15 protein-coding genes and 2 pseudogenes are annotated in these 20,792 nt (G+C 66.2%); 4 read left to right on the forward strand and 13 right to left on the reverse strand.

What is annotated here, in order from left to right; genetic code table 11:
- Positions 1 to 71 precede the first annotated feature (71 nt).
- The 10 genes and pseudogenes from HOP52_RS09135 to HOP52_RS09180 all read right to left on the reverse strand — a co-directional run bounded on the left by HOP52_RS09135 (position 72) and on the right by HOP52_RS09180 (position 12,647).
- The gene (locus HOP52_RS09135) at positions 72 to 1,250 is read right to left on the reverse strand and encodes a vWA domain-containing protein (RefSeq protein WP_238977067.1); all 1,179 of its coding nucleotides are present in this window, start codon (positions 1,248 to 1,250) and stop codon (positions 72 to 74) included.
- A gap of 3 nt (positions 1,251 to 1,253) precedes the next feature.
- Complete coding sequence (locus HOP52_RS09140) at positions 1,254 to 2,108, reverse strand: AAA family ATPase (protein ID WP_238977068.1); 855 nt, start codon at positions 2,106 to 2,108, stop codon at positions 1,254 to 1,256.
- Positions 2,109 to 2,303: 195 nt separating this feature from the next.
- Positions 2,304 to 3,209, reverse strand: a complete 906-nt coding sequence (locus tag HOP52_RS09145) for an NAD(P)-dependent oxidoreductase (protein WP_238977069.1) — start codon at positions 3,207 to 3,209, stop codon at positions 2,304 to 2,306.
- 83 nt (positions 3,210 to 3,292) lie between these two features.
- Positions 3,293 to 5,074, reverse strand: a complete 1,782-nt coding sequence (locus HOP52_RS09150) for an ABC transporter transmembrane domain-containing protein (protein WP_238977070.1) — start codon at positions 5,072 to 5,074, stop codon at positions 3,293 to 3,295.
- A gap of 143 nt (positions 5,075 to 5,217) precedes the next feature.
- On the reverse strand, positions 5,218 to 6,453 hold the full coding sequence (locus tag HOP52_RS09155; RefSeq protein WP_238977071.1) for a GGDEF domain-containing protein: 1,236 nt from the start codon (positions 6,451 to 6,453) through the stop codon (positions 5,218 to 5,220).
- A gap of 163 nt (positions 6,454 to 6,616) precedes the next feature.
- A pseudogene (locus HOP52_RS09160) lies at positions 6,617 to 6,754 on the reverse strand (nucleoid-associated protein YejK); the annotation flags it as partial.
- 20 nt (positions 6,755 to 6,774) lie between these two features.
- The gene (locus tag HOP52_RS09165; protein WP_238977072.1) at positions 6,775 to 8,181 is read right to left on the reverse strand and encodes a bifunctional DedA family/phosphatase PAP2 family protein; all 1,407 of its coding nucleotides are present in this window, start codon (positions 8,179 to 8,181) and stop codon (positions 6,775 to 6,777) included.
- A gap of 129 nt (positions 8,182 to 8,310) precedes the next feature.
- Positions 8,311 to 8,787 carry a c-type cytochrome gene (locus HOP52_RS09170; protein WP_238977073.1) on the reverse strand — a complete coding sequence of 159 codons (477 nt, stop codon included), beginning with the start codon at positions 8,785 to 8,787 and terminating at the stop codon, positions 8,311 to 8,313.
- A gap of 179 nt (positions 8,788 to 8,966) precedes the next feature.
- On the reverse strand, positions 8,967 to 9,980 hold the full coding sequence (yejK, locus tag HOP52_RS09175; RefSeq protein WP_238977074.1) for a nucleoid-associated protein YejK: 1,014 nt from the start codon (positions 9,978 to 9,980) through the stop codon (positions 8,967 to 8,969).
- 141 nt (positions 9,981 to 10,121) lie between these two features.
- Positions 10,122 to 12,647, reverse strand: coding sequence for a vWA domain-containing protein (locus HOP52_RS09180; protein WP_238977075.1), 2,526 nt, complete (start codon positions 12,645 to 12,647; stop codon positions 10,122 to 10,124).
- A gap of 636 nt (positions 12,648 to 13,283) precedes the next feature.
- On the opposite strand from HOP52_RS09180, the gene HOP52_RS09185 reads away from it, so the two are divergent.
- The 4 genes and pseudogenes from HOP52_RS09185 to HOP52_RS09200 all read left to right on the forward strand — a co-directional run bounded on the left by HOP52_RS09185 (position 13,284) and on the right by HOP52_RS09200 (position 18,614).
- Positions 13,284 to 13,802: an Hcp family type VI secretion system effector gene (locus HOP52_RS09185; protein ID WP_238977076.1), complete on the forward strand. Its 519-nt coding sequence runs from the start codon at positions 13,284 to 13,286 to the stop codon at positions 13,800 to 13,802.
- A 166-nt stretch (positions 13,803 to 13,968) separates the two neighbouring features.
- Positions 13,969 to 15,927 (forward strand): annotated as a pseudogene (locus HOP52_RS09190) (type VI secretion system Vgr family protein); the annotation flags it as partial.
- Positions 15,928 to 17,046: 1,119 nt separating this feature from the next.
- The gene (locus tag HOP52_RS09195) at positions 17,047 to 17,799 is read left to right on the forward strand and encodes a PoNe immunity protein domain-containing protein (RefSeq protein ID WP_238977077.1); all 753 of its coding nucleotides are present in this window, start codon (positions 17,047 to 17,049) and stop codon (positions 17,797 to 17,799) included.
- Between the two features lie 2 nt (positions 17,800 to 17,801).
- A complete protein-coding gene (locus HOP52_RS09200; RefSeq protein WP_238977078.1) occupies positions 17,802 to 18,614 on the forward strand; it encodes a PoNe immunity protein domain-containing protein in 813 nt (270 codons plus the stop codon).
- Here the strand turns inward: HOP52_RS09200 and HOP52_RS09205 are convergent.
- The 3 genes from HOP52_RS09205 to HOP52_RS09215 all read right to left on the reverse strand — a co-directional run bounded on the left by HOP52_RS09205 (position 18,596) and on the right by HOP52_RS09215 (position 20,662).
- The gene (locus tag HOP52_RS09205; RefSeq protein WP_238977079.1) at positions 18,596 to 19,357 is read right to left on the reverse strand and encodes an ABC transporter permease; all 762 of its coding nucleotides are present in this window, start codon (positions 19,355 to 19,357) and stop codon (positions 18,596 to 18,598) included. The two genes, HOP52_RS09200 and HOP52_RS09205, sit on opposite strands and share 19 nt — an antisense overlap.
- On the reverse strand, positions 19,354 to 20,283 hold the full coding sequence (locus HOP52_RS09210; RefSeq protein WP_238977173.1) for an ABC transporter ATP-binding protein: 930 nt from the start codon (positions 20,281 to 20,283) through the stop codon (positions 19,354 to 19,356). Before HOP52_RS09210 ends, HOP52_RS09205 begins: the two co-directional genes overlap by 4 nt.
- Positions 20,284 to 20,383: 100 nt before the next feature.
- Positions 20,384 to 20,662 (reverse strand): peptidylprolyl isomerase, encoded by a 279-nt coding sequence (locus tag HOP52_RS09215; protein WP_238977080.1) that lies wholly within the window; start codon positions 20,660 to 20,662, stop codon positions 20,384 to 20,386.
- Between the last annotated feature and the right edge of the window lie 130 nt (positions 20,663 to 20,792).

Below are 20,792 nucleotides of genomic sequence, written 5' to 3' on the forward strand. Positions count from 1 at the left end.
CGACATCTTGGCAATCAAATAACCCTTAAAGGCTAAATTTATGCATTATTGCCCTTTGGGGCTATTGCGACTCAGCGAGCCAGCTCCCGCATGGCCTCTTCCAGCCCTTCCAGGGTCATCGGGTACATGCGGTCGTCGATCAACTGACGGATCAGCTGGGTGGAGTGGGTGTACTCCCAGGCCCGGGGCGGCATGGGGTTGAGCCAGGCCAGCCGGGGGAACTTGTCGACCAGCCGCTTCAGCCACACCGCGCCGGCTTCGTCGTTGAAGTGCTCGACGCTGCCGCCCGGGTGGGTGATCTCATAGGGCGACATGGCGGCGTCGCCGACGATCACCACCTGGTAGTCGCTGCCGTAGGTGTGCAGCACGTCCATCGTCGGGATGCGCTCACCGTGGCGCCTGGCGTTGTTCCGCCACAGCCCTTCATAGACGCAGTTGTGGAAGTAGTAGGGCTCCAGGTGCTTGAACTCCGAGCGCGCCGCGGAGAACAGCTCCTCGCAGGTGCGAATGTGGTCGTCCATGGAGCCGCCCACGTCGAGCAGCAGCAGCACCTTCACCGCGTTGTGGCGTTCCGGGCGCATGCGCACGTTGAGCAGGCCGGCGTCCCGGGCGGTGTCGCGGATGGTGGCGTCCACGTCGAACTCTTCCGCCGCGCCCTGGCGGGCGAACTTGCGTAGCCGGCGCAACGCCATCTTGATATTACGGGTGCCGAGCTCGAGGCTGTCGTCGTAGTCGCGGAAGCGGCGCTCGTCCCACACCTTGATTGCCCGGCGGTGGCGCGAGCCATCCTGGCCGATGCGGATGCCCTCGGGGTTATAGCCGTAGGCGCCGAAGGGGCTGGTGCCGCCGGTGCCGATCCACTTGTTGCCCCCGGCGTGTCGCTCCTGCTGCTCCTCCAGGCGCTTCTTGAAGGTCTCGATCAGCTTCTCCAGCCCGCCCAGGGACTCGATCTGCGCCTTCTCATCCTCGGAGAGCTGCTTCTCGAACTCGCGGCGCAGCCAGTCGTCGGGAATCAACGCCTCGATGGCGGCGTCGAGGTTCTCGAGCCCCTCGAACCAGGCGGCGAAGGCGCGATCGAAGCGGTCGAAATGCCGTTCGTCCTTGACCATCACGGTGCGCGCCACCTGGTAGAACGCCTCCATGTCGGCGAACACCACGCCATGTTCGACCACGGCGTGAAGGTCGAGCAGCTCGCGCAGTGACACCGGTACGCCGGCACGCTTCAGGGTCTCGAATAGGCTGATAAACATGGCTCAGCGCCTCTGGTTGCCCTGGCGACGCAGCATGAAGGCCAGCCGCTCCAGCAGCTGGGTATCCTGCTCGTTCTTGACCAGGGCACCGGCCAGCGGCGGAATCGCCTTCACCGGGTCGCGGCCGTAGAGCGCCTCCCGGGCCAGGTCGTCGGCCATCAACAGCTTCAGCCAGTCCACCAGCTCCGAGGTGGAGGGCTTCTTCTTCAGCCCCGGGGCCTGGCGCAGCTCGAAGAACACCTCCAGCGCCTCGCCGACCAGCTTCGGTGCGATATCGGGGAAGTGCACGTCGACGATCGCCTGCATGGTCTGGCGGTCGGGGAATTCGATGTAGTGGAAGAAGCAGCGGCGCAGGAAGGCGTCGGGCAGCTCCTTCTCGTTGTTGGAGGTGATGACGATGATCGGCCGGTGCCGTGCGGCGATGGTCTCGCCGGTCTCGTAGACATGGAATTCCATGCGATCCAGCTCCTGGAGCAGGTCGTTGGGGAACTCGATGTCGGCCTTGTCGATCTCGTCGATCAGCAGCACCACCCGCTCGTCGGCGGTGAAGGCCTCCCACAGCTTGCCGGGCTTGATGTAGTTGGCGACGTTCTCCACGCCTTCGACGCCGAGCTGTGAATCGCGCAGGCGGCTCACCGCGTCGTACTCATACAGGCCCTGGGCCGCCTTGGTGGAGGACTTGATGTGCCAGGTGATCAGGCGGGTATCGAGCGAGGCTGCCAGCTCCTCGGCCAGCAGGGTCTTGCCGGTGCCCGGCTCGCCCTTGATCAGCAGCGGGCGCTGCAGGGTCACGGCGGCATTCACCGCCTGTTTCAGGGCATCGGTGGCCACGTAGGTGGAAGTCGAATCAAACGCCATGGGTCGTGCCTCGGCAGGTCGCAGATAGGGTAAAGTCAAACAAGTGTACGGAAGGGCGGCGATGGCGACAAATCTACCCCTATCAAGGCTGTCGTCGATACCGTCCAGCGCTCGGGGCTGATCTGTCGGCAAGCCCCGGAGCGCCGGAGCTCCTCTTCGGCTTGCCCCCAGCGCCCCTCGCTGCCCGTCTCTGCATTAGCCCTGACTGCTTTCGGCAGCGTGGATCAGGCCGCGATAGGCCTCCACCAGGATCGCCGGGTCGTGCTCGGCGTGGCCATGGCGGGCGTGGGCGCGCATCAGCTGGGCGGCCAGGCCGCTCATGGGCGTGGCGCTGCCGGCACGCTGGCTCTGGGCCACCGCCATGTCTAGGTCCTTGAGCAGGGTGCGCAGGTGCCAGGGCGGGTCGGCGAAGTCGCTTGCCGCCATGCGCGGGGTGAGGATCCGGAACGGCTTGGAATCGGCGAAGCCGCCGGCCAGCGCCTCGGTGAGGCGGCTGGCATCCACGCCGCTGGCCTCGGCCAGGGCCACCATCTCGGCGATCACCGCCGCCTGGCAGCCGACGATCATCTGGTTGCACACCTTGGTGACCTGGCCGGCGCCCACCGGGCCCATGTGGGTGACCCGCGAGGCGAGGGGGGCCAGCAGGGGGCGAATCGCCTCGATCTCCGCGGCGTCGCCGCCGGCCATCATCACCAGGCTGCCCGCCTCGGCGCCGGCCGTCCCCCCGGAGACCGGGCAGTCGATCCAGCGCATCCCGCTCTGGCCTTGCAGCCATTCGGCGAAGCTCCGCGTCTGGGCAGGGTCGCTGCTGGAGAAGTCGATCAGGGTCTGCCCCTGTCGGCCGTGCTCGGCCACGCCGCCGGGGCCAAAGACGACCTCTTCCACCACGGCGGTATTGGCCAGGCAGAGCATGACCACATCCACCCGCTCCACCAGGTCCCTGATGGAGGGGGCGACCTCGGCCCCGGCATCACGCAGCGCAGTGCTCTTCTCGGCGGTGCGGTTCCACACCGTCACGGCAAAGCCGGCCTCGAGCAGGCGGCGGGTCATGGGGTCGCCCATCAGGCCGAGGCCGATGAAACCGAGGCGGGGCTGGGTCATCTGTGAGTCTCCAGGGTGGGTAAGAAAGTCCCTAGCATGCGGCATGGAAAGCATTTTCATCAATCCCGGCGAGTGCCATCGGCTCAGGCGTTCTCGGCCGAGGCCTGGGGCTGTCCGAACTGCAGGTCGGCGAGATGACGATACAGGGGGCTGGTCTCGAGCAGTTCGGTATGGTGACCGGTGGCCACCAGGCGGCCCTGGTCGACCACCAGCAGGCGGTCGGCGGCGATCACCGTGGCCAGGCGGTGGGCGATCACCAGGCTGGTGCGCTGCTCCATGAGCCGGTCTAGTGCCTGCTGCACCTGGCGCTCGCTCTCGGCATCCAGGGCGCTGGTGGCCTCGTCCAGCAGCAGCACCCGAGGGTTCTTGAGCAAGGCCCGGGCGATCGCCAGGCGTTGACGCTGGCCGCCGGAGAGCTGCACACCGCCGGGGCCGAGCGGGGTATCCAGGCCCTGGGGCAGGGCCTCGATGAAGGCCAGGGCATTGGCATCGTGGGCGGCGCGGCGCAGCTCGGTGAGGGGCGCCTCTGGCTTGCCGTAGCGCAGGTTCTCGGCAACGGTGCCGGTGAACAGCACGGGCTCCTGGGCCACCAGGCCCATGACGGCACGCAGTGCATGGGGGTCGAGATCGCGCAGGTCGATGCCGTCCAGGCGTATCCGGCCGCTGTCCGGGTCGTGGAAGCGCAGCAGCAGGGCAAGCAGGGTGCTCTTTCCGGCCCCCGAGGGGCCGACCAGCGCGACCCGCTCACCGGGGCGGATAAGCAAGTCGAGCCCCGTCAGCGCCGGCTGTTCGCGCCCGGGGTAGGTGAAGCCCAGCCGTTCGAGCTGGATCTCCCCGCGCAGCGGGCTGGGCAGGGCCACCGGCGCGGCCGGTGCCTGAATTGTCGGTTGGGTATCCAGCAGTTCCAGAAGGCGCTCGGCGGCACCGGCGGCGCGCTGTACGTCGCCGGCCACTTCGGCCAGGGTGGCCACCGCCCCGGCGGCGAGCACCGCATAGAAGACGAAGGCCGAGAGCTCGCCGGCCGTCATGGTGCCGGCAAGCACGGCATGGCCGCCCTGCCACAGCATCAGGCCCACGGCGGCGAACACCGCCAGCATGGCAACCGCGGTGAGCCAGGCGCGCTGTCGGGTGCGGATGATCGCGGTAGCGAAGGCGTCCTCGACCCGCTCGCCGTAGCAGCGGCGGTCGACGGCTTCGTGGTTGAAGGCCTGAACCGTGCGGATGCCCGACAGCGCTTCGCCGGCATAGCGCCCCAGTTCGGCGACCCGGTCCTGGCTGAAGCGGGAGAGCCGACGCACGCGCCGCCCGAACCACAGGATCGGCAGCACCGTGGCGGGAATGCCCAGCAGCACCAGCGCCGAGAGCCACGGCTGGGTCACCAGCATCAGCACCACCGCACCGAGCAGCATCACCAGATTGCGCAGCGCCAGCGAGATCGAGGAGCCGAACAGGGTCTGGAGGACGCTGGTGTCGGCGGTCAGGCGCGAGGTGATCTCGCCGGGGCCGCGATCCGCATGGGCGGCGCTTTCGAAGAAGCCCGGCTCGAGGTCGAGCAGGTGGTCGAAGACTCGGCGGCGCAGGTCGGCGGCGAGGCGCTCGCCGATCCAGGTGACCAGGTAGTAGCGCAGCGCCGAGGCCATGGCCAGCACCGTCACCACGCCGAGCATCAGTGCCAGGGCCTGGTTGAGCCGGGCGAGGTCCTCGGCGAGAAACCCCTGGTCGATCACCAGGCGCAGCCCCTGGCCCAGCAGCAGCACGCTGCCGGAGGCCGCCAGCAGGGCGAGGGCGGCCAGCAGCAGGTGCCAACGGTAGGGGCGCAGCAGGATGAGCAGGCGCAGCAGTACCCTCGGGTCGGGGGCCGTCATCGGTTGGGTGCCTCTCGGGATGACAAGGGTATTTCCGGCAGCGTATCGCGCCGGGCGCCCGAGGGCCATGCGCAGGGGAGGGGCGATGTCTCTCCTGAGGTTTCAACGGTATGACTCAGGGGGCGAGAGATCGACAGCGATGCTCAGAACGTCACGGCCGATAGTGGCGGGTCCTGTCGTGAAACCACCACGCAGTTGCGGCCGCGGGCCTTGCCGTCGTAGAGCGCCTTGTCGGCTCGCTGCAAGGCGTCGTCGAGTCGTACTTCGTCCTTCTCGATCAGGCTGATTCCGACGGTCACCGAGAGGCGCTCCTCGTCACCGACCATCGGCAGGGAGAGTCTCGCGACCTTCTCGCGTAGCCGCTCGGCGATGGCGGTCGCCGTCTGCAGGTTGGCTTGGGGCAGGGCGATCACGAACTCCTCGCCGCCGTAGCGGCCGATGATATCGGTCTCGCGCAGCACCGACTGGCAGCAGGCCGCCACGGCGGTCAGCACGCGGTCGCCCACCGCATGACCGTGGCGGTCATTGAGGTTCTTGAACAGGTCGATATCGACCATGCAGATGGCCAGCGGTGAGTCGTCGCGCCGTGCCCGGCGCAGCTCCCGTTCGGCCAGCTCGAAGAAATACCGACGGTTGGCGATGCCGGTCAGCTCGTCGGTACTGGCCATCTGGCGCAGCTGCTCCTCAAGCTGGGTGCGCTCCGCGATCTCGGCGTGCAACTGGCGATTGGCCTCGCGCTCCTCCAGCAGGGAGGCGAACTGCATGCGCTGCAGGCGGCTGAGGCGGGTCACGGTCAACCAGCCAAGCAGGTTGACGAAGCCCAGTAGCAGCAGGCTGGTGGCCATCATGCCGGGTGGCACGGTAACCCACAGCCAGGTGGCAACGACGAAGCCGACGAACAGATAGGCATTCCATCCCAGTAGCCATGGCAGCCGGTTGGGTACGAACAGGTAGAGCACCATGCTGGCCACCACCATCGAGGCGAGATGAATGCCGGTGCTGTCGGGCTTCAGTGGAATTGCCAGCAGCAGGCCGCTGATACCCACCAGGCAGACGAGGTTGACCGGCAGCAGACGATGAGCCAGGGCCGGGCGGTTCCACACCGACCAGGCCGCCGGCAGGCAGACGGCTGCCACCGTGAGGTGCATCACCAGCAGCGCCGGGAAGGGGGCGTCGGAACCGACCAGGCTGTAGTCGTTCAGGCTGAAGGCGAGGAAGAGCGCGGCGACCACAGAGAAGGCGACGCGCATCTGGCAGGCATCATGGGACTGCATGGTGCGCCGAAATAGCGCCTCCCGCGCCGGGTCACGGAACTCCGCTCGCCAGTCGAGGGCGGATGCCGTCTTGGTATCGGCGGTATCGGTTGTGCCAGCTGCCATGCGCCACACTCCCCTTTGTCCAGAACAGTGTCGGCAAGAAAGTCGCGGTGGCGCAAGAATGAGTCGTTTTATCAGCTTCTTAGCGGGTAATGACTCAGCCGTTCACACTAGTCGACATGGTCTTCGCAATCAGGAGCCGCTGCGTTTTGACGGGTTGAGGACTCTACTCCTTGCGACCCTTGAGCTGCTCGCGGAGCCGCTTGGGCACTGGCTTGACGATCAGGCGGTCTTGGGACGCGTCGTATTCGATGCTCGACCCCAGCAGATGGGAGGCGAAGCTGATCGAGACGCCGCCAGTCTGCACGGCATCTCGGCAGCCCCTCAGGCGGGTGGTAGCCAGGCGATGCGGGCGGCCAGCAGCAGCAGCGAGGCGATGACCAGCCGGCCCCAGGGGGCCGGCTTGAGGGGGCGGTGGGAGAAGCGGTGGTAGCTGATATGCACCAGGGCGCAGGTGGCCAGGCCCAGCAGGGCACCGCCGACCAAGTCGCTGGCCCAGTTCACGCCCAGCACCAGTTGGGACAGGGCGATGGGCACGCAGAGGGCGATGGTCGCCCAGTAGGCATGAACGCGCTTGTGGGGTGGCAGTTCCTGGGCGAGGAAGGCGGAGGCCAGGCCGAAGAGCACCACCGCGGCCGAGGTGTGCGAGCTGGGGTAGGCCATGGAGTCGAGCAGGAGGTCGGGCGTCACGGGCCGCTCGCGGTCTGCCAGATGCTTGAACAGGGTGTTGGCCGTCGCGATGCCGATCAGCGCCGTGGCGAAGTGGGCGAAGGCCGAGACGTGGCGCGCCCACAGCAGCCAGGCGCCCCAGGGCAGCACCAGGGCGATCACCCCGTAGCGGTCACTGGTCTGGGCCAGGCCTTGGGCGAGGGTATCCAGCAGCGGGATCTCGACCAGCGCGAACAGCGCCTGTACCTGGCGGTCCATGGGCAGTGGCCCTTCGGCCTGGAGCACCAGCAGGGTCCACAGGCTGAGCGCGGCCAGGCTGAGGATCAGCAGGGTCATCGAGCCCAGCGGGACCCCGGCCCGGGGGCGGCTGGCACGCAGTGACGCCCAGACTCGGCGGCTCCAGCCACGACGCTGGGCGAGTCGCGCCAAGGCCTGGTACCAGCGCCCCTCGTGGGTCAGTTGGTGGCGTAGCCAGGAGAAGCTCAGCCCCAGCATCAGGATCAGGGCGGCCAGGCTGAGCAGCCAGCGCGGCAGGCCGGGGGGCACCGTGAGCAGTTGCTGCCAAGTGTGGCCCAGCAGGTAGCCGGGCAGCACATAGGTCGGGGTCCACAGCAGCGCCGAGACCAGGCTTGCCCAGGCGAAGCGTGCGGTCGGCATGTGCAGCATGCCGGCGATCATCGGCACGATGGGGCGCACCGGGCCGACGAAGCGGGCGAAGATCACCGACAGGCTGCCGTAGCGCTGGAAGAAGCGCGCACCGCGCGCCAGCCACTCCGGGCGATGGGTGAAGGGCCACAGCCGGTGAATGCGCTCACGCTGGGTATGGCCCAGGGCGAAGCTGAGGCCATCGGCGATCAGTGCGCCGACGAAGGCCACCAGCAGCACCAGGGGCACGGCCAGGTCCTGATGGCCGGCCAGTGAGGCGACGGCGGTCATCAGCAGCAAGCCGGGCACCACTAGGCCGACCAGGGCCAGGCACTGCAGCAGCGCGACCGCGGCGATGATCAACAGCAGCAGGGGAGGGGATGGCGTGAGCTGATACAGCCAGGCGACATAGTCCACGTTGACGACTCCCTCAGACGCAGGGTACACCGGGCGGCGCGGTGCGATCGGCCCTCGGGCGTGGGCAGGTGTCGTCAGTGTGCCGCGCCGGCCGGTGCGCGTCGAGGGGCCATCCCTGGCCCGCGCGGGCTACTTCACCACGAAGTCCGCGTAGGGGACGGGCGGCGTCTCGCCCGGGGGCAGGGCCGCGGGGGCCGGTTCGCCGGGCTCGCCCAGGGAGCGGATGTAATGATAGAGGGCCGCCGCGTCCTCGGCGCTCATCTGGTTGAGGTTGAACCAGGGCATCGGCGGGCGGGTGCGCAGGGTGCGGCTCATCTCGACCCACTCCTCGACGCTCATCGCCGCCGCCTTCAGGCGCAGGTTGGGGGCGTAGGTGGTGCCCCAGGGACCGTGCCAGCCCAGTACGTCGCCGGTGAGCCACCGGGCTTCCGGCGTCTGGCCTTCGCTGAGGGCGTAGTCGGGAGTGTGGCAGTCGTTGCAGCCGCCGATGATGTTGACGTAGCGGCCGCGCTCCAGGGTCTCGGCATCGGCGGCCAGCGCCGGGGTCAGGGGTAGCAGGGCGCCGGCGATGCCCAGCGCCAGGGCTCGTGTCGTCACGGGGTGCATGAGGGTGTCCCTCTCTTGGTGGTTATTCTGGGTCGGCGGCAAGGGGATACCGCCGTTTTCAGAATAGCCCACGGCGGGATGGCCGGTCGGCGTGACATAGGGCCGCCGGGCCGGCTCTTGCCATCCCCACCGTGGCGCGATGAACGGTGAGCCGTCCCAGGGTGGCGTGGTGGCAATCGCTACTCCTGGCGTCGCTTCAGCTGCTCGCGGAGCTGCTTGGGCACCTGCTTGATGATCAGACGGTCCTGGGACTCGTCGTACTCGATGCTCGACCCCAGTAGATGAGAGTCGAAGCTGATCGAAACACCGCCGGCGCGGCCGGTAAAGCGGCGAAACTGATTGAGGGTGCGCTTGTCGGGCGGGATTTCCGGGGAGAGGCCGTAGTCGGCGTTGCGGATATGCTCATAGAAGGCCTTCGGCTGCTGCTCGTCGAGCACCTCCGAGAGCGCCTCCAGGGTCATCGGTTCGCCTCGGCTGGCCTGTTCGCTGGCGTAGTCGATCAGCGCCTCGGTCTTCTCGCGGCTCTGCTCTTCGGCCAGGTCCTCGTGGGCCACATAGTCGCTGAACGCCTTGAGCAGCGTGCGGGTCTCGCCCGGGGCGTCCACGCCTTCGGCGATGCCCAGGCAGGCGGCGAGGTCATCGGCCAGCTTGCGGCCGCCCCGGTCGCGCAGGAAGGTGATGTACTGCAGGGAGGGCGCTTCGCCCTGCCACTGGCTCAGGTTGATGCGCAGCGCCAGGCTCAGCTGGGTCAGATTGAGCTGGAAGGCCGGGGTGACCTTAAGCGCGGTGTCGATCTGGAAGCCGCTGCGGTGGTGCAGCAGCGCCAGGCTCAGGTACTGGGTGTCGCCCTGTCGGGTGTGGGCCACCAGTAGATGGCCGGAGACCGAGAGGTGGGCATCGACCACCTCGAGCAGGCGCTGCGCCAGGCGGTGGGTGAAGTCGGTGAAGTCACAGCGCTGTGCCAGGTAGTCGTCGAGCTCGCCGGCAAGGCCCGCTGCCGGTTCGCCTTCGCCGTCGGCCTCGGCAAAGTAGCCCCACCCCTTGGGTTTGGCATTGAGGGTGTCATGCAGCCTCGTCACCAGGCTGTCCAGGGGCTCCGAGTCGGTCAGCTCCGCCTCGGCGAGGCTCAGGGTGGCCGGCCGCTCGACGGCCTCCTTGTCGATGCGATGAACGATGCTGTGCAGAATCGGCATGAGCGCTCCGGATGGCGAAAGGCGGCGGCCGATGATACCTGTCCGGGCAGGGTGAAGGTAGTCGTGCCCGCTCCTAGGAAGCGGGCAACAGAGTATTACCTTCCGGCCCTGCGCCTTTCGCAATCCCCGTTGAGCAGAAGTTTATTCCACCTCCAGCGGGATCGTGGCGAGCACGTCACCGCTATCCGAGGCGCGGTAGCGGACTTCATAATTGCCTGCCGTAGATGGCGCAAAGAGCTGCACCGGGCTGCCCTGGGAGGCACGTGCATCCTGTATGGCGCTATCGTCCGCGTCCGCGCCGGCCTCGACGATCTCGATGATGTCCTCAAAGCGCCCGGGCCCGGTAAAGCTGACCTCCACGACGCCGCCAGTCTGCACGGGTCCGTCAACGGCCAGGGTGACATCGGTACCGCCCACGGTGACGGGGATCGCTGCCAGGGTCCGCCCCGAGTCGCGGATGACGTAGCGGATCTCGTACTCGCCTTCCTCGTCCGGAGCCGTCAGGCTAACGCTGTCACCGGAGACACGGCTGCTGGCACTGCGGCTGTCCCCGCTATCCCCTTCGGGAGCATCCGGCGCCACGATAGCGACGAAGTCGTTGCGATTCCGGGGGCCTTCCCACTGCACTTCGAAGTCGGAGCCCGGCAGTACCGTATCGGGAGCTTCCAGTGATGCTGTCACCGGCGTCAGGGTCAGTTCCTGGGACGCGAGCACGCGACGGCTGTCGCGGAGCACGTAGCGCACCTCAAAGGTGCCCAGGGCGTCCGGCGCCTGGAGGGTGACCGGTTGGCCGTCCTCGGAAACCCGGCTTGAGGCTCGCCGGCCGTGCCCGGTGTGGTCATCCGGCGCGCCCGCCTCCACGATCACGATGTAGTCGTTGCGGTTCACCGGACCGTCCCATTCCACTTCGAAGGTGGCCCCGGCACCGACTTCCTCGGGGGCGGAAACGCGAGCCTCGACCGGAGTCAGCGTCACTTCCTGGGAAGCAAGCACGCGACGGCTGTCGCGGAGCACGTAGCGCACCTCGTGCGTACCGAGGGCATCCGGAGCCTGGAGAGTGACCGGCTCGCCGTCCTCGGAAACCCGGCTCGAGGCTCGGCGGCCGTGCCCGGTATCGTCATCCGGCGCGCCCGTCTCCACGATCACGATATAGTCGTTGCGGTTGACAGGGCCTTCCCACTCTACATCGAACCGCGAACCGGCATCGATCGCCTCGGGTGCTGACACCGAGGCCTCCACGGGCTCCAGCTCGATCTCGTGACTCGCCAGCGTTGCTTCGCTTTCGCGGTGCACATAGCGCAGCTCGAAGGTTCCGAGCGCATCGGGCATCTGGATGGATACCGTTTCATTGCCGCTGACCCGGCTGCTGGCGCGGCGCGAATGGCCCGACGCCCCCTGCGGGGCCCCGGGCTCTACAACGGCGATAAAATCGCGTTCGTCTTCAGGGCCGTCCCAGCTGACCTCGACCGTGGAGCCGGCCGGTGCGCTGTCGGGGGCATAGATGACAGCCTCGGGGATATCCCTTTCGAGGGCGATGACGACGTCGCGATCCTCAGCAAGCGTGGCGGTCACATGGCTCTCGCCGCTCATATCGCCATGCTCGGCGACGACACGGTACTCACCGGGTTCGAGGTGCATCGGCGCGAAGCCCTCGTCCTCGTGATGGAACTCCAGCGACGTCTCGGTGACGACATCTAGCAGGGTCCAGTCCACGCCCGCCAAGTCTGCCCCGGTGCCGGCTTCCTCGGCACGCAGCATCAAGGTGGCCTGGGTCTTGGCCATCATGATGTCGACTGGTTCATCGGTCTGCAGGGTGATCTCGAACTCGGTGGCCCCGGCAAAGCTGTCGGCTTCTGCTGCGGCGCTGTAGCTGCCAGGCAGCAGCTCGAGATCGATGATGCCGCGGCTGCGTCCGGCATAGACTTCCTCGCCGGCTTCGCTGGCGACGTCCCACTCCACGAGCCGCACATGCTCCCCGGGATTACGTTCATCAAGCGCCCGCAACTGCACGGTCAGAGCCTCGGGCTCTGCCAAGGCGATCTGGTTGAGGGCGCCGCTGAGTTCCGCACCGGACTGAGTGGTAAACAGCTGCCCACCGGTCTGTTCAGGCACGCAGGAGAGTGTCTGCACCGCCTCTTCCTCGAGAGCGAAGCCCACCACATGGGCGCGGATGTTGATCCCTTCCGCCGCCATGTCGGCCGCCAGTGCACAGGGGTCGCCCCCGCAATTTTCCAGCCCGTCGGTCACCAGGATGATATCGGCTGCCTCTGCGGTACGCGGAATCATGTCACGGGCCATCGCCATGGCGTCCGTCAGCGGGGTCATGCCTTGCGGATTGAGCGCCTGAATGGTCCGGGAAATCTCGCTGCCCTCATAGTTTCCCAGCGACATTACCGTTTCGATGTCGCCACAGTCACCGCGTCGCGAGTGTCCGTAGGCCACGAGACCGAAAGGCACGCTTGAATCGCGGCTCTCGGCGAACTCATCCATGACTTCACGGGCAACCTCGATGCGCGACTTGTCATCCTCGAGACGGGCCCACATCGACCCCGAGGCGTCGAACACCACCACACTGACCTGTTCATCGGCCAGCGCCGGTGTCGCCATCCCGAATGAGGTGGCCAGAACGGCTGCTGCGAAAGACAGCTTCAATGGCTTCTCGCGCATTTTTCGGCTCCCGTAACTCCATGACTGTTGCAAAGTTTGGTTCGGTTCGACCCTGCTCTGGTTCGAGCAATGCTCTATTAGGTTAGGGTGGCGTGATTCTCGCCGCTAAGCCCCCTTCAAACGGACGGGGCAATGCTAATCAACGCCTCACGACTTCCGAACGCCCATCACCCCGGGATATTCCCAGGCAGAGATGAACATGAACTCGACCAAAACCTGTTTCCAGAGGACCAGCCGTCATCGGTGAAACCCTAACGGCCTGGCCGCCTTTCTGCGCCTGCCGAGCGGGCTCGTCATGGCCGATTCTGTCGCCTTAGTTGATCGAAAGGGGGCACTCGGCGTAGCTAGGCCGTAGGCAAGGGGGGGAATCAGAGTGCTGACAGGGGTGGGATGTTAATATTTTGTAAACTTTGTAACTGTGGAGGGCTTTGTGGGAAACATTGGTCGAGCCATTTCTTGCCCGCGGGCAAGAAATGACTCGATTTTCAGGCCATTTCTTGCCCGTTCGGGACGTTCTGGTCGAGGCGAATTTTGTAATAAATTGATTATTAATGGCTTTGTGGTTTTTGGCATGATCTCTGCCCTATTGTTGGTGTCCCCAGGACGTTTTTTCTTTCACCGTCAAGGAGCAGACTCATGCCGACACCTTGCTATATCAGCATCCACGGTCAGACCCAGGGCCATATCACCGCCGGCGCCTTTACCCCGGATTCCGTGGGCAACATCTACGTGGAAGGCCACGAGGACGAGATGCTGGTGCAGGAGTTCAAGCACATCGTCACCGTGCCCACCGACCCGCAGTCCGGTCAGCCCGCCGGCCAGCGTGCCCACAAGCCGTTCATCTTCACCGTGGCCCTGAACAAGGCCGTGCCGCTGATGTACAACGCCCTGGCCTCCGGCGAGATGCTGCCGAACGTCGAGCTGAAGTGGTACCGCACCTCCGTGGAGGGCCGTCAGGAGCACTTCTTCACCACCACCCTCACCGACGCCACCATCGTTGACATCAACCTGCGCATGCCCCACGCCCAGGATGCCACTCAGTCCGAGTTCACTCAGTTGATGGACGTCTCCCTGGCCTATCGCAAGATCGACTGGGAGCACACCGTGGCTGGCACCTCTGGGTCCGACGACTGGCGGGCCCCGCTGGAATCGTAAGCGCCGATAAGCGCCGGGATGGCCGCCTGCGGGCGGCCATCGTCTCGACCGTTGATGCCAGGGCGCCTTGCCGCGCCCTGGCATCAGCGGCTCGAGTGACCCCATTGGACACGCCGCGCCCAGGTCGCGCGGCAAGCGTACCGACTTCCAGGAGGGAAGACGCCGCATGGCCCATGCAAGCGGACTGCAGTTCACCTTGACCCTGCCCGGGGGCGAGGACGTGGCGGTCATCGACTTCACCCATCGCGAGGCCCTCTCCGCCCCCTTCGCGCTCGGGGTGACCCTGGCCAGCCGCGACCCGGAGATCGCCCCCGCCGACACACTCGATCGCAACGCTACCCTGACGGTCTGGCAGGACGGCGAGCCCCTGCGCCGTATCCATGGGGTGGTCAGCGAGTTCGGCCGCGGCGACCGCGGCCACCGCCGCACCGTCTACACCCTGGTCATCCGTCCGGCGCTGTGGCGCCTGGGCCTGCGCCACAACTCGCGGATCTTCCAGGACACCCCGCCCCAGGACATCCTCGCCACCCTGTGCGAGGAGCGCGGCCTGCGTGATGTGGCCTTCGCCCTGACCCGCGAGCCCGCCGAGCGCGAGTTCTGCGTGCAGTACCGCGAGAGCGACCTGGCCTTTCTCCAGCGCCTGGCCGCCGAGGAGGGGCTTGTCTACCTCCATGAATTCGAGAATGCCGAAGGCGGTGCCCACCGGCTGGTGTTCATCGATGCCACCCAGCGGCTGCCCAACGTGGGGGAGCGCACCTACCACGGTCGCGCCGGCGGCACCCCGCCGCGCCGCCATGTGCGCAAGCTGCGCCAAGTCTCGCGGGTGCGCCCGGCGTCGGCGATGCTCAAGGACTACACCTTCAAGCACCCGGCCTACGACCCGTTGCACGAGCACCTGGCCCCGGGGCTCGGCGAGCACGCCCAGCGGGAGGACTACGAGCACTTCGACTACCCCGGCCGCTACAAGGCCGATGCCTCGGGAGTGCCCTTCACCCGCATCCGCCTCGAGCACCTGCGAAGCGACGCCCTGACCTGCGTTGCCGAGAGCGACCTTCCCGAGCTCGCCCCCGGTGTCAAGTTCACCCTCACCGATCACGATATCGACGCGCTGAACCGCGACTGGCAGGTGGTCGAGGTGGTGCACCATGGCGAGCAGCCCCAGGCCCTGGAGGAGGATGGCGTCGACGCCGCAGGGCGCACTCGCTACTACAACGAGCTGGTGCTGATGCCCGCCGACCGGGCCTGGCGCCCCACGCCCGACCCCAAGCCCCGGGTCGATGGCCCCCAGGTGGCCTTCGTGGTGGGGCCCGAGGGCGAGGAGATCCACTGCGACGAGCATGGCCGGGTCAAGGTGCAGTTCCCCTGGGACCGCTATGCCGAGCCCAACGAGACGGCCAGCGCCTGGGTGAGAGTGAGCCAGGGCTGGGCCGGCGGCGGCTACGGCAGCCTCGCCATCCCGCGCATCGGCCACGAGGTGATCGTCAGCTTCCTGGAGGGCGACCCGGACCAGCCGATCATCACCGGGCGCACCTACCATGCGGTCAACGTTCCGCCCTATGCGCTGCCCGAGCACAAGACCCGCACCGTGCTGCGCACCCAGAGCCACAAGGCAAAGGGCTTCAACGAGCTGCGCTTCGAGGATGCGACCGACGCCGAGCAGATCTGGCTGCACGCCCAGAAGGACCTGGAGCTGCTGACCCTCAACGACCGCACCGAGACGATCCGCCGCGACAGCCACCTCGCCATCGAGCGCCACCGCCTCACCGAGATCGACGGCGACGACCACCTCAGCGTGCACGGCCAGCGCCACACCCAGGTGAAGGGCGAGGGCGGCCATCACCTGATCGTCCAGGGCAGCCTACACCTCGAGGCCGGCCAGGCCTGGCTGACCGAGAGCGGTCGAGAGCTGCATATCCAGGCCGGCCAGAAGGCCGTGCTCAACGCCGGCCGCGAGATCACCCTCAAGGCCGGCGGCAGCTTTATCAAGCTCGATGCCTCTGGGGTGACCATCGTTGGCCCCTGGATCAAGATCAACGCCGGCGGCAGCCCCGGCACGGGCAGCGGGCAGCAGGCGGAACTGCCACGCCGGCCGGGTGAAGCCGCACCGGAGGTCAGCGAGGATGTAACGCTGAGGGCCCACCAGCAGGCCCTGCTCGACGGTGACACTGTCAGCGGCTCCCCCGGCAAACCGCTCAGCGAAGCCGAACAGCTCCAGCAGCAGGCCGAAGCCCACCTGGCCCAAGCCGACCACCTGCGTCAGGCCCTGAACGACACCCCCAATGGCAAATCGCTGGAAGACGCCGAAGCGCTCCACGCTGAAGTCCAGCAACTGATCGGCGAGACCCGAGCCCAGCAAGACGCCCTGATGGACGCCGCCAGGGAAGGACGCCTTGGCAGCGACGACCTCCTCGACAGCACCTTCCTCATCGACGAAGCCGCACATCGCGCCAACGACCTGCGCCAGGAGGCCGAACGCCAGGTACGCTACGCTTCCTCCTCCGGCCAGACCACCCGGGCGGTGGGGGAGTTCGCGGCCGAAGTCGCGACCCCCTATGGCACCTATGCGGATATCCGAGACACGGCACAGCTGTGGGGCGAGGGGCGGCACGGCGCCGCGACGGGCATGGCCGCGCTCACGGCGGTATCGGTCGTCCCCGGGGTTCGGGCCGTACGCAAAGCGGGCGAAGCCGGCGATGGTGTACGCAGCGGCATCCGCAGGTCGGACAATGTGGGCATGCGCCCAGGCCGGTTGCCGGCGCCACAAGGGGCGCGTACGCCGGATGACTTCCCCCAGTATGCGGGGCTCAATCATCGCCGGGCGGCGGCGGGCGAGCACAATGCCCACCTGCTGATGCATGAAAGAGGGTTTACGCCGGTGGGCAATACCAACGGCCAATACACGCCCGGCGCCCAAGGCATCGATGGGGTGTACCGTAATACCAACCCGCCGCCGGAGTATGTGATCAGCGAAGCCAAGTACAATCGGGCGCGCTTGGGCAAGACCCAGGATGGGCGGCAGATGAGTGATCGCTGGCTTCTAGCAAATGACAGTCAGCGCCTGCGCAGTGCAGGTCTCGACGAATCGGATCGGCGTCGAATACAAAGAGGGCTTCAACGTGGCGACGCTAACATCGTCGAGAAACACCTGATTCGCAACCTGCCGGACGGTAGCATGAGAGTGAGTACTCTCAATCAACGTGGCTATGTATCCGGTACACCCACAGGATTCCAATAGGAGACTCTGATGATCCGAGACCCCTTGAAGCCCAAGGCTTACTTTGATGCGCGAATTTCTTTCAAGCTAGAGTGTCTGGCGGAGGATATGGAAGACCTAGCGACTCCCGAGCATCTCGACCTGCCGGCACGAATGAAAGTAGCGTATGGAGTTGTTGATCAAATCCTAAGTCTGCTGACCCTTCGTTACTCTCGAGGCGATGCGATTACCGGAATGCGTGATGAGGTGGAGCAGTTACTCACCTATCGTAAGCGTCAGAAGGAATTTGCCGATGCGCTGCCCGATGCAGAGCAGCCGGATCGGGTTATGTGGGAAAACCTGACTCAGGACAGCTATGAGCAGTATATGCAGTGGCTGGCCTTTGCGGTGGGCGTGGGGATGGAGCAAGACTATTTTCAGGAGGCCTTGGCACTGATGGATAATGCCGGGCTGGATGCGCTGTTCGACCGTATCTGCGTTCAGTTGGGCGATGTCAACCGCCCCGTGGCGGATAGGCTGCTCTACAAGAAGCACTATGCACCGCTGCTCAAGGTGCTGGATGCCGAACCTGGCCAGCGACCGGCCTTGATGAAGGCCTTTCTGGATAACTGGTATGAAAACCGCAAGGATCGTCCTGGCTATGACCTGCATCTTCGCAGCCCTGATGGTTACTACGGCTACTGGTGCTACGAAGCCGCCCTGGTGGTGAAGCTGTTCGATATCGACGACAGCACTTTCCGCGATCACCGTTACTACCCCGCCGCCCTGGTGCATGGAGACTGAGTATGCTGCGCGATACCCGCCGTTCCGCCGCGTACTTTGCCGAGCTGTTACCCGAGTTCGACGAGGGCATCGAAGAGACCCAGCAGGCGCTTGACGCCGGCAATTTCGTGCTGCCCGACGAGCAGCTGGACGCCGCCCATCAGCTCTATGAACTGGCGATCCTGCGCGCGGTGGCGCACTACTCCAGCGGTGCCAGTCAGGCCGAACTGGTGCCGTTGGTGGCCGAGATCCTGCCGCTGCGCCAACAGCTCTCGTCAGTGGCGGATCGGCTGCCGGCCAGCCAGCAGGTCTATCGCCAGCCCTTCGAGGTCTTCGGCGGCCAGGGAAAGGCCTGCGGCTCGGCCAATATCAACCGCTACATCTACGCCCTGTGGTGGTTGGGCCTGCTGGTCGCCACCCAGGCCGATGAGGCGCATATCCAACAGGCGCTGGCCAGTATCGGCAATGCCGGGCGCGACGCGCTGCTGGATCGCATCGCCGCCCGGCTGGGCTGCCCGCCAGAGGCTCCCGCCGAGGCGCTGCTCTATCCCGCCCTCTATCGCCCCCTGCTGGCCGCCTTCGACGCCGGGCCCGCCACGCAACAGACGCTGCTCGGGGTGTTCCTCGACCACTGGTATGAGCAGTGCCAGGACGCCGACTGGCACGACAACCACCTGTGCGACTGCGAGTTCGTCTACACCGACTACTACGTGGGGTACTGGAGCTTCGAGGCGCTGCTGGTCGCCCGGCTGCTGGGCGTCGATGATCAGGTGCTTCAAGACCATGCCTTCTATCCCGGTGGCCTGAGCCAGCAACCTCACGGCTTGAGTCGATAGCCGCTCTTGAAGATCCAGTTCACCACGGCCAGCGAGACGCCGAGGAAAAGCGCGATCATTCCCAGGCTCGCCCAGATGCTGACGTCGCCCATGCCGTAGAAGCTCCAGCGAAAGCCGCTGACCAGGTAGACCACGGGGTTGAGCAGGGTCACCGCCTGCCAGAAGGGCGGCAGCATGTCGATGGAGTAGAAGGTGCCGCCGAGGAAGGTCAGCGGCGTGATGATCAGCAGCGGCACCAGCTGGAGCTTTTCGAAGCCGTCGGCCCAGATGCCGATGATGAAACCCAGCAGACTGAAGGTGATGGCGGTGAGCACCAGAAACAGCAGCATGACCAGCGGATACTGGATGGTGAAGGGCACGAACAGCCGTGCCGTGGCCAGCACGATCAGCCCCAGGATCAGCGACTTGGTGGCCGCCGCCCCGACATAGCCGAGGACGATCTCGAAATAGGAGATCGGCGCCGACAGAATCTCGTAGATCGAGCCGGAAAAGCGCGGAAAGAAGATGCCGAAGGAGGCCGTCGCCACGCTCTGGGTCAGCAGCATCAGCATGATCAGCCCCGGCACGATGAAGGCGCCATAGCTGACGCCATCCACCTCGCTGATCCGTGAGCCGATGGCGGCCCCGAACACCACGAAGTAGAGCGAGGTGGAGACGACCGGCGAGACGATGCTCTGCAGCACGGTGCGCAGGCTGCGGGCCATCTCGGCCAGGTAGATGGTCTTGACCGACTGTAGGTTCATGCGTTTTCCCGAACCAGGCTGACGAAGATCTCCTCCAGTGAGCTCTGCCGCGTGTGCAGATCCTTCACCTGCAGCCCGGCCGCCTCCAGGTCGGTGAGCAGCGCCGAAATGCCCGTGCCCTCGCCCTTGCCCGGCCGGCTGGTATCATAGGTGTAGACCAGTGCATGGCCGTCTTCTGCCAGGGTCAGCTCATGGCTGGCCAGGCCGGGGGGCACCGCACTCAGCGGCGTATCGAGGTGCAGGGTCAGCTCCTTGCGGCCCAGCTGATGCATTAGGGCATGTTTCTCCTCCACCAGGACCAGCTCCCCCCGGCGGATCACGCCGATGCGGTCGGCCATCTCCTCGGCTTCCTCGATATAGTGCGTGGTGAGGATGATGGTCACGCCCTGGTCGCGAAGGTCGCGCACCACGTTCCACATTTCACGACGCAGTTCCACGTCGACGCCGGCGGTGGGCTCGTCGAGAAACAGCACCTGGGGCTCATGGGCCAGCGCCTTGGCGATCAGCACGCGTCGTTTCATGCCGCCCGAGAGCTCGAGCAGGCGGTTGTTGCGCTTTTCCCACAGGGTCAGGGCGCGCAGCACCCGTTCGATATGGGCCGGGTTCTTCGGCTTGCCGAACAGGCCGCGGCTGAAGCTGACCGTGTCCCATACCGTGGTGAAGGCTTCGTTGGTCAGCTCCTGGGGCACCAGGCCGATCATTTCCCGGGCCCGGCGATAGGCCGCCACATTGTCATGGCCGTCGACTAGCACGCGGCCGGCGCTGGCGTTGACCAACCCGCAGATCACGCTGATCAGGGTGGTCTTGCCCGCCCCGTTGGGGCCGAGCAGGGCGAAGATCTCGCCACGACGAATCGTCAGGTCGATGTTCCTGAGCGCCTCGAAGCCCCCCCTGAAGGTCTTCGACACCCCCTCGACCCGGATCATCGCGGCATCCTTCAAGAGTGAGATCCTCCGTGAGCTCGTGTGTCAGCAAATGCCCACACCGTCCCGCTTGCGGGGCAAGGCGTGGGCTGATCGCTGGCGATCAACTGCGGCTGGTGATTTCCAGCAGGTGGTAGCCGAACTGGGTCTTCACCGGGCCGTGCACCTTGTTGAGCTCGCCCGAGAACACCACCTCGTCGAACTCGCGGACCATCTGGCCCGGACCGAAGCTGCCGAGTTCGCCGCCCTGCTTGCCGGACGGACAGCTGGAATTCTCGCGGGCCACCTCGGCGAATTCACGTCCGCCCTCGATCTCGGCCTTGAGGGCCTCGCACTTCTCCTTGCTGCTCACCAGAATATGCCGTGCGGTTGCCTGGGCCATGTCGCTCTCCTCGATGTTCGGCACTTGTGCCATTGATTGAAGGGGCGAGGATAGCACGACAGCCTGGTTCGGCGAGTTCGCGACGGGCGCTGTCTGCTACGCTGGATGAACGGTGGCCAGGGCGATGCAC

This window comes from Billgrantia campisalis, assembly GCF_022341425.1.
Lineage (GTDB): Bacteria > Pseudomonadota > Gammaproteobacteria > Pseudomonadales > Halomonadaceae > Halomonas > Halomonas campisalis.

Excerpts from the sequence above, each read along its gene's own strand:
- HOP52_RS09195 (WP_238977077.1), top strand. The coding sequence starts at position 17,047 with ATGATCCGAGACCCCTTGAAGCCCAAGGCTTACTTTGATGCGCGAATT.
- HOP52_RS09170 (WP_238977073.1), bottom strand. The coding sequence starts at position 8,787 with ATGCACCCCGTGACGACACGAGCCCTGGCGCTGGGCATCGCCGGCGCC.
- HOP52_RS09180 (WP_238977075.1), bottom strand. The coding sequence starts at position 12,647 with ATGCGCGAGAAGCCATTGAAGCTGTCTTTCGCAGCAGCCGTTCTGGCC.
- HOP52_RS09200 (WP_238977078.1), top strand. The coding sequence starts at position 17,802 with ATGCTGCGCGATACCCGCCGTTCCGCCGCGTACTTTGCCGAGCTGTTA.
- HOP52_RS09205 (WP_238977079.1), bottom strand. The coding sequence starts at position 19,357 with ATGAACCTACAGTCGGTCAAGACCATCTACCTGGCCGAGATGGCCCGC.
- HOP52_RS09135 (WP_238977067.1), bottom strand. The coding sequence starts at position 1,250 with ATGTTTATCAGCCTATTCGAGACCCTGAAGCGTGCCGGCGTACCGGTG.
- HOP52_RS09185 (WP_238977076.1), top strand. The coding sequence starts at position 13,284 with ATGCCGACACCTTGCTATATCAGCATCCACGGTCAGACCCAGGGCCAT.
- HOP52_RS09210 (WP_238977173.1), bottom strand. The coding sequence starts at position 20,283 with ATGATCCGGGTCGAGGGGGTGTCGAAGACCTTCAGGGGGGGCTTCGAG.
- yejK (WP_238977074.1), bottom strand. The coding sequence starts at position 9,980 with ATGCCGATTCTGCACAGCATCGTTCATCGCATCGACAAGGAGGCCGTC.
- HOP52_RS09150 (WP_238977070.1), bottom strand. The coding sequence starts at position 5,074 with ATGACGGCCCCCGACCCGAGGGTACTGCTGCGCCTGCTCATCCTGCTG.
- HOP52_RS09145 (WP_238977069.1), bottom strand. The coding sequence starts at position 3,209 with ATGACCCAGCCCCGCCTCGGTTTCATCGGCCTCGGCCTGATGGGCGAC.
- HOP52_RS09140 (WP_238977068.1), bottom strand. The coding sequence starts at position 2,108 with ATGGCGTTTGATTCGACTTCCACCTACGTGGCCACCGATGCCCTGAAA.
- HOP52_RS09215 (WP_238977080.1), bottom strand. The coding sequence starts at position 20,662 with ATGGCCCAGGCAACCGCACGGCATATTCTGGTGAGCAGCAAGGAGAAG.
- HOP52_RS09155 (WP_238977071.1), bottom strand. The coding sequence starts at position 6,453 with ATGGCAGCTGGCACAACCGATACCGCCGATACCAAGACGGCATCCGCC.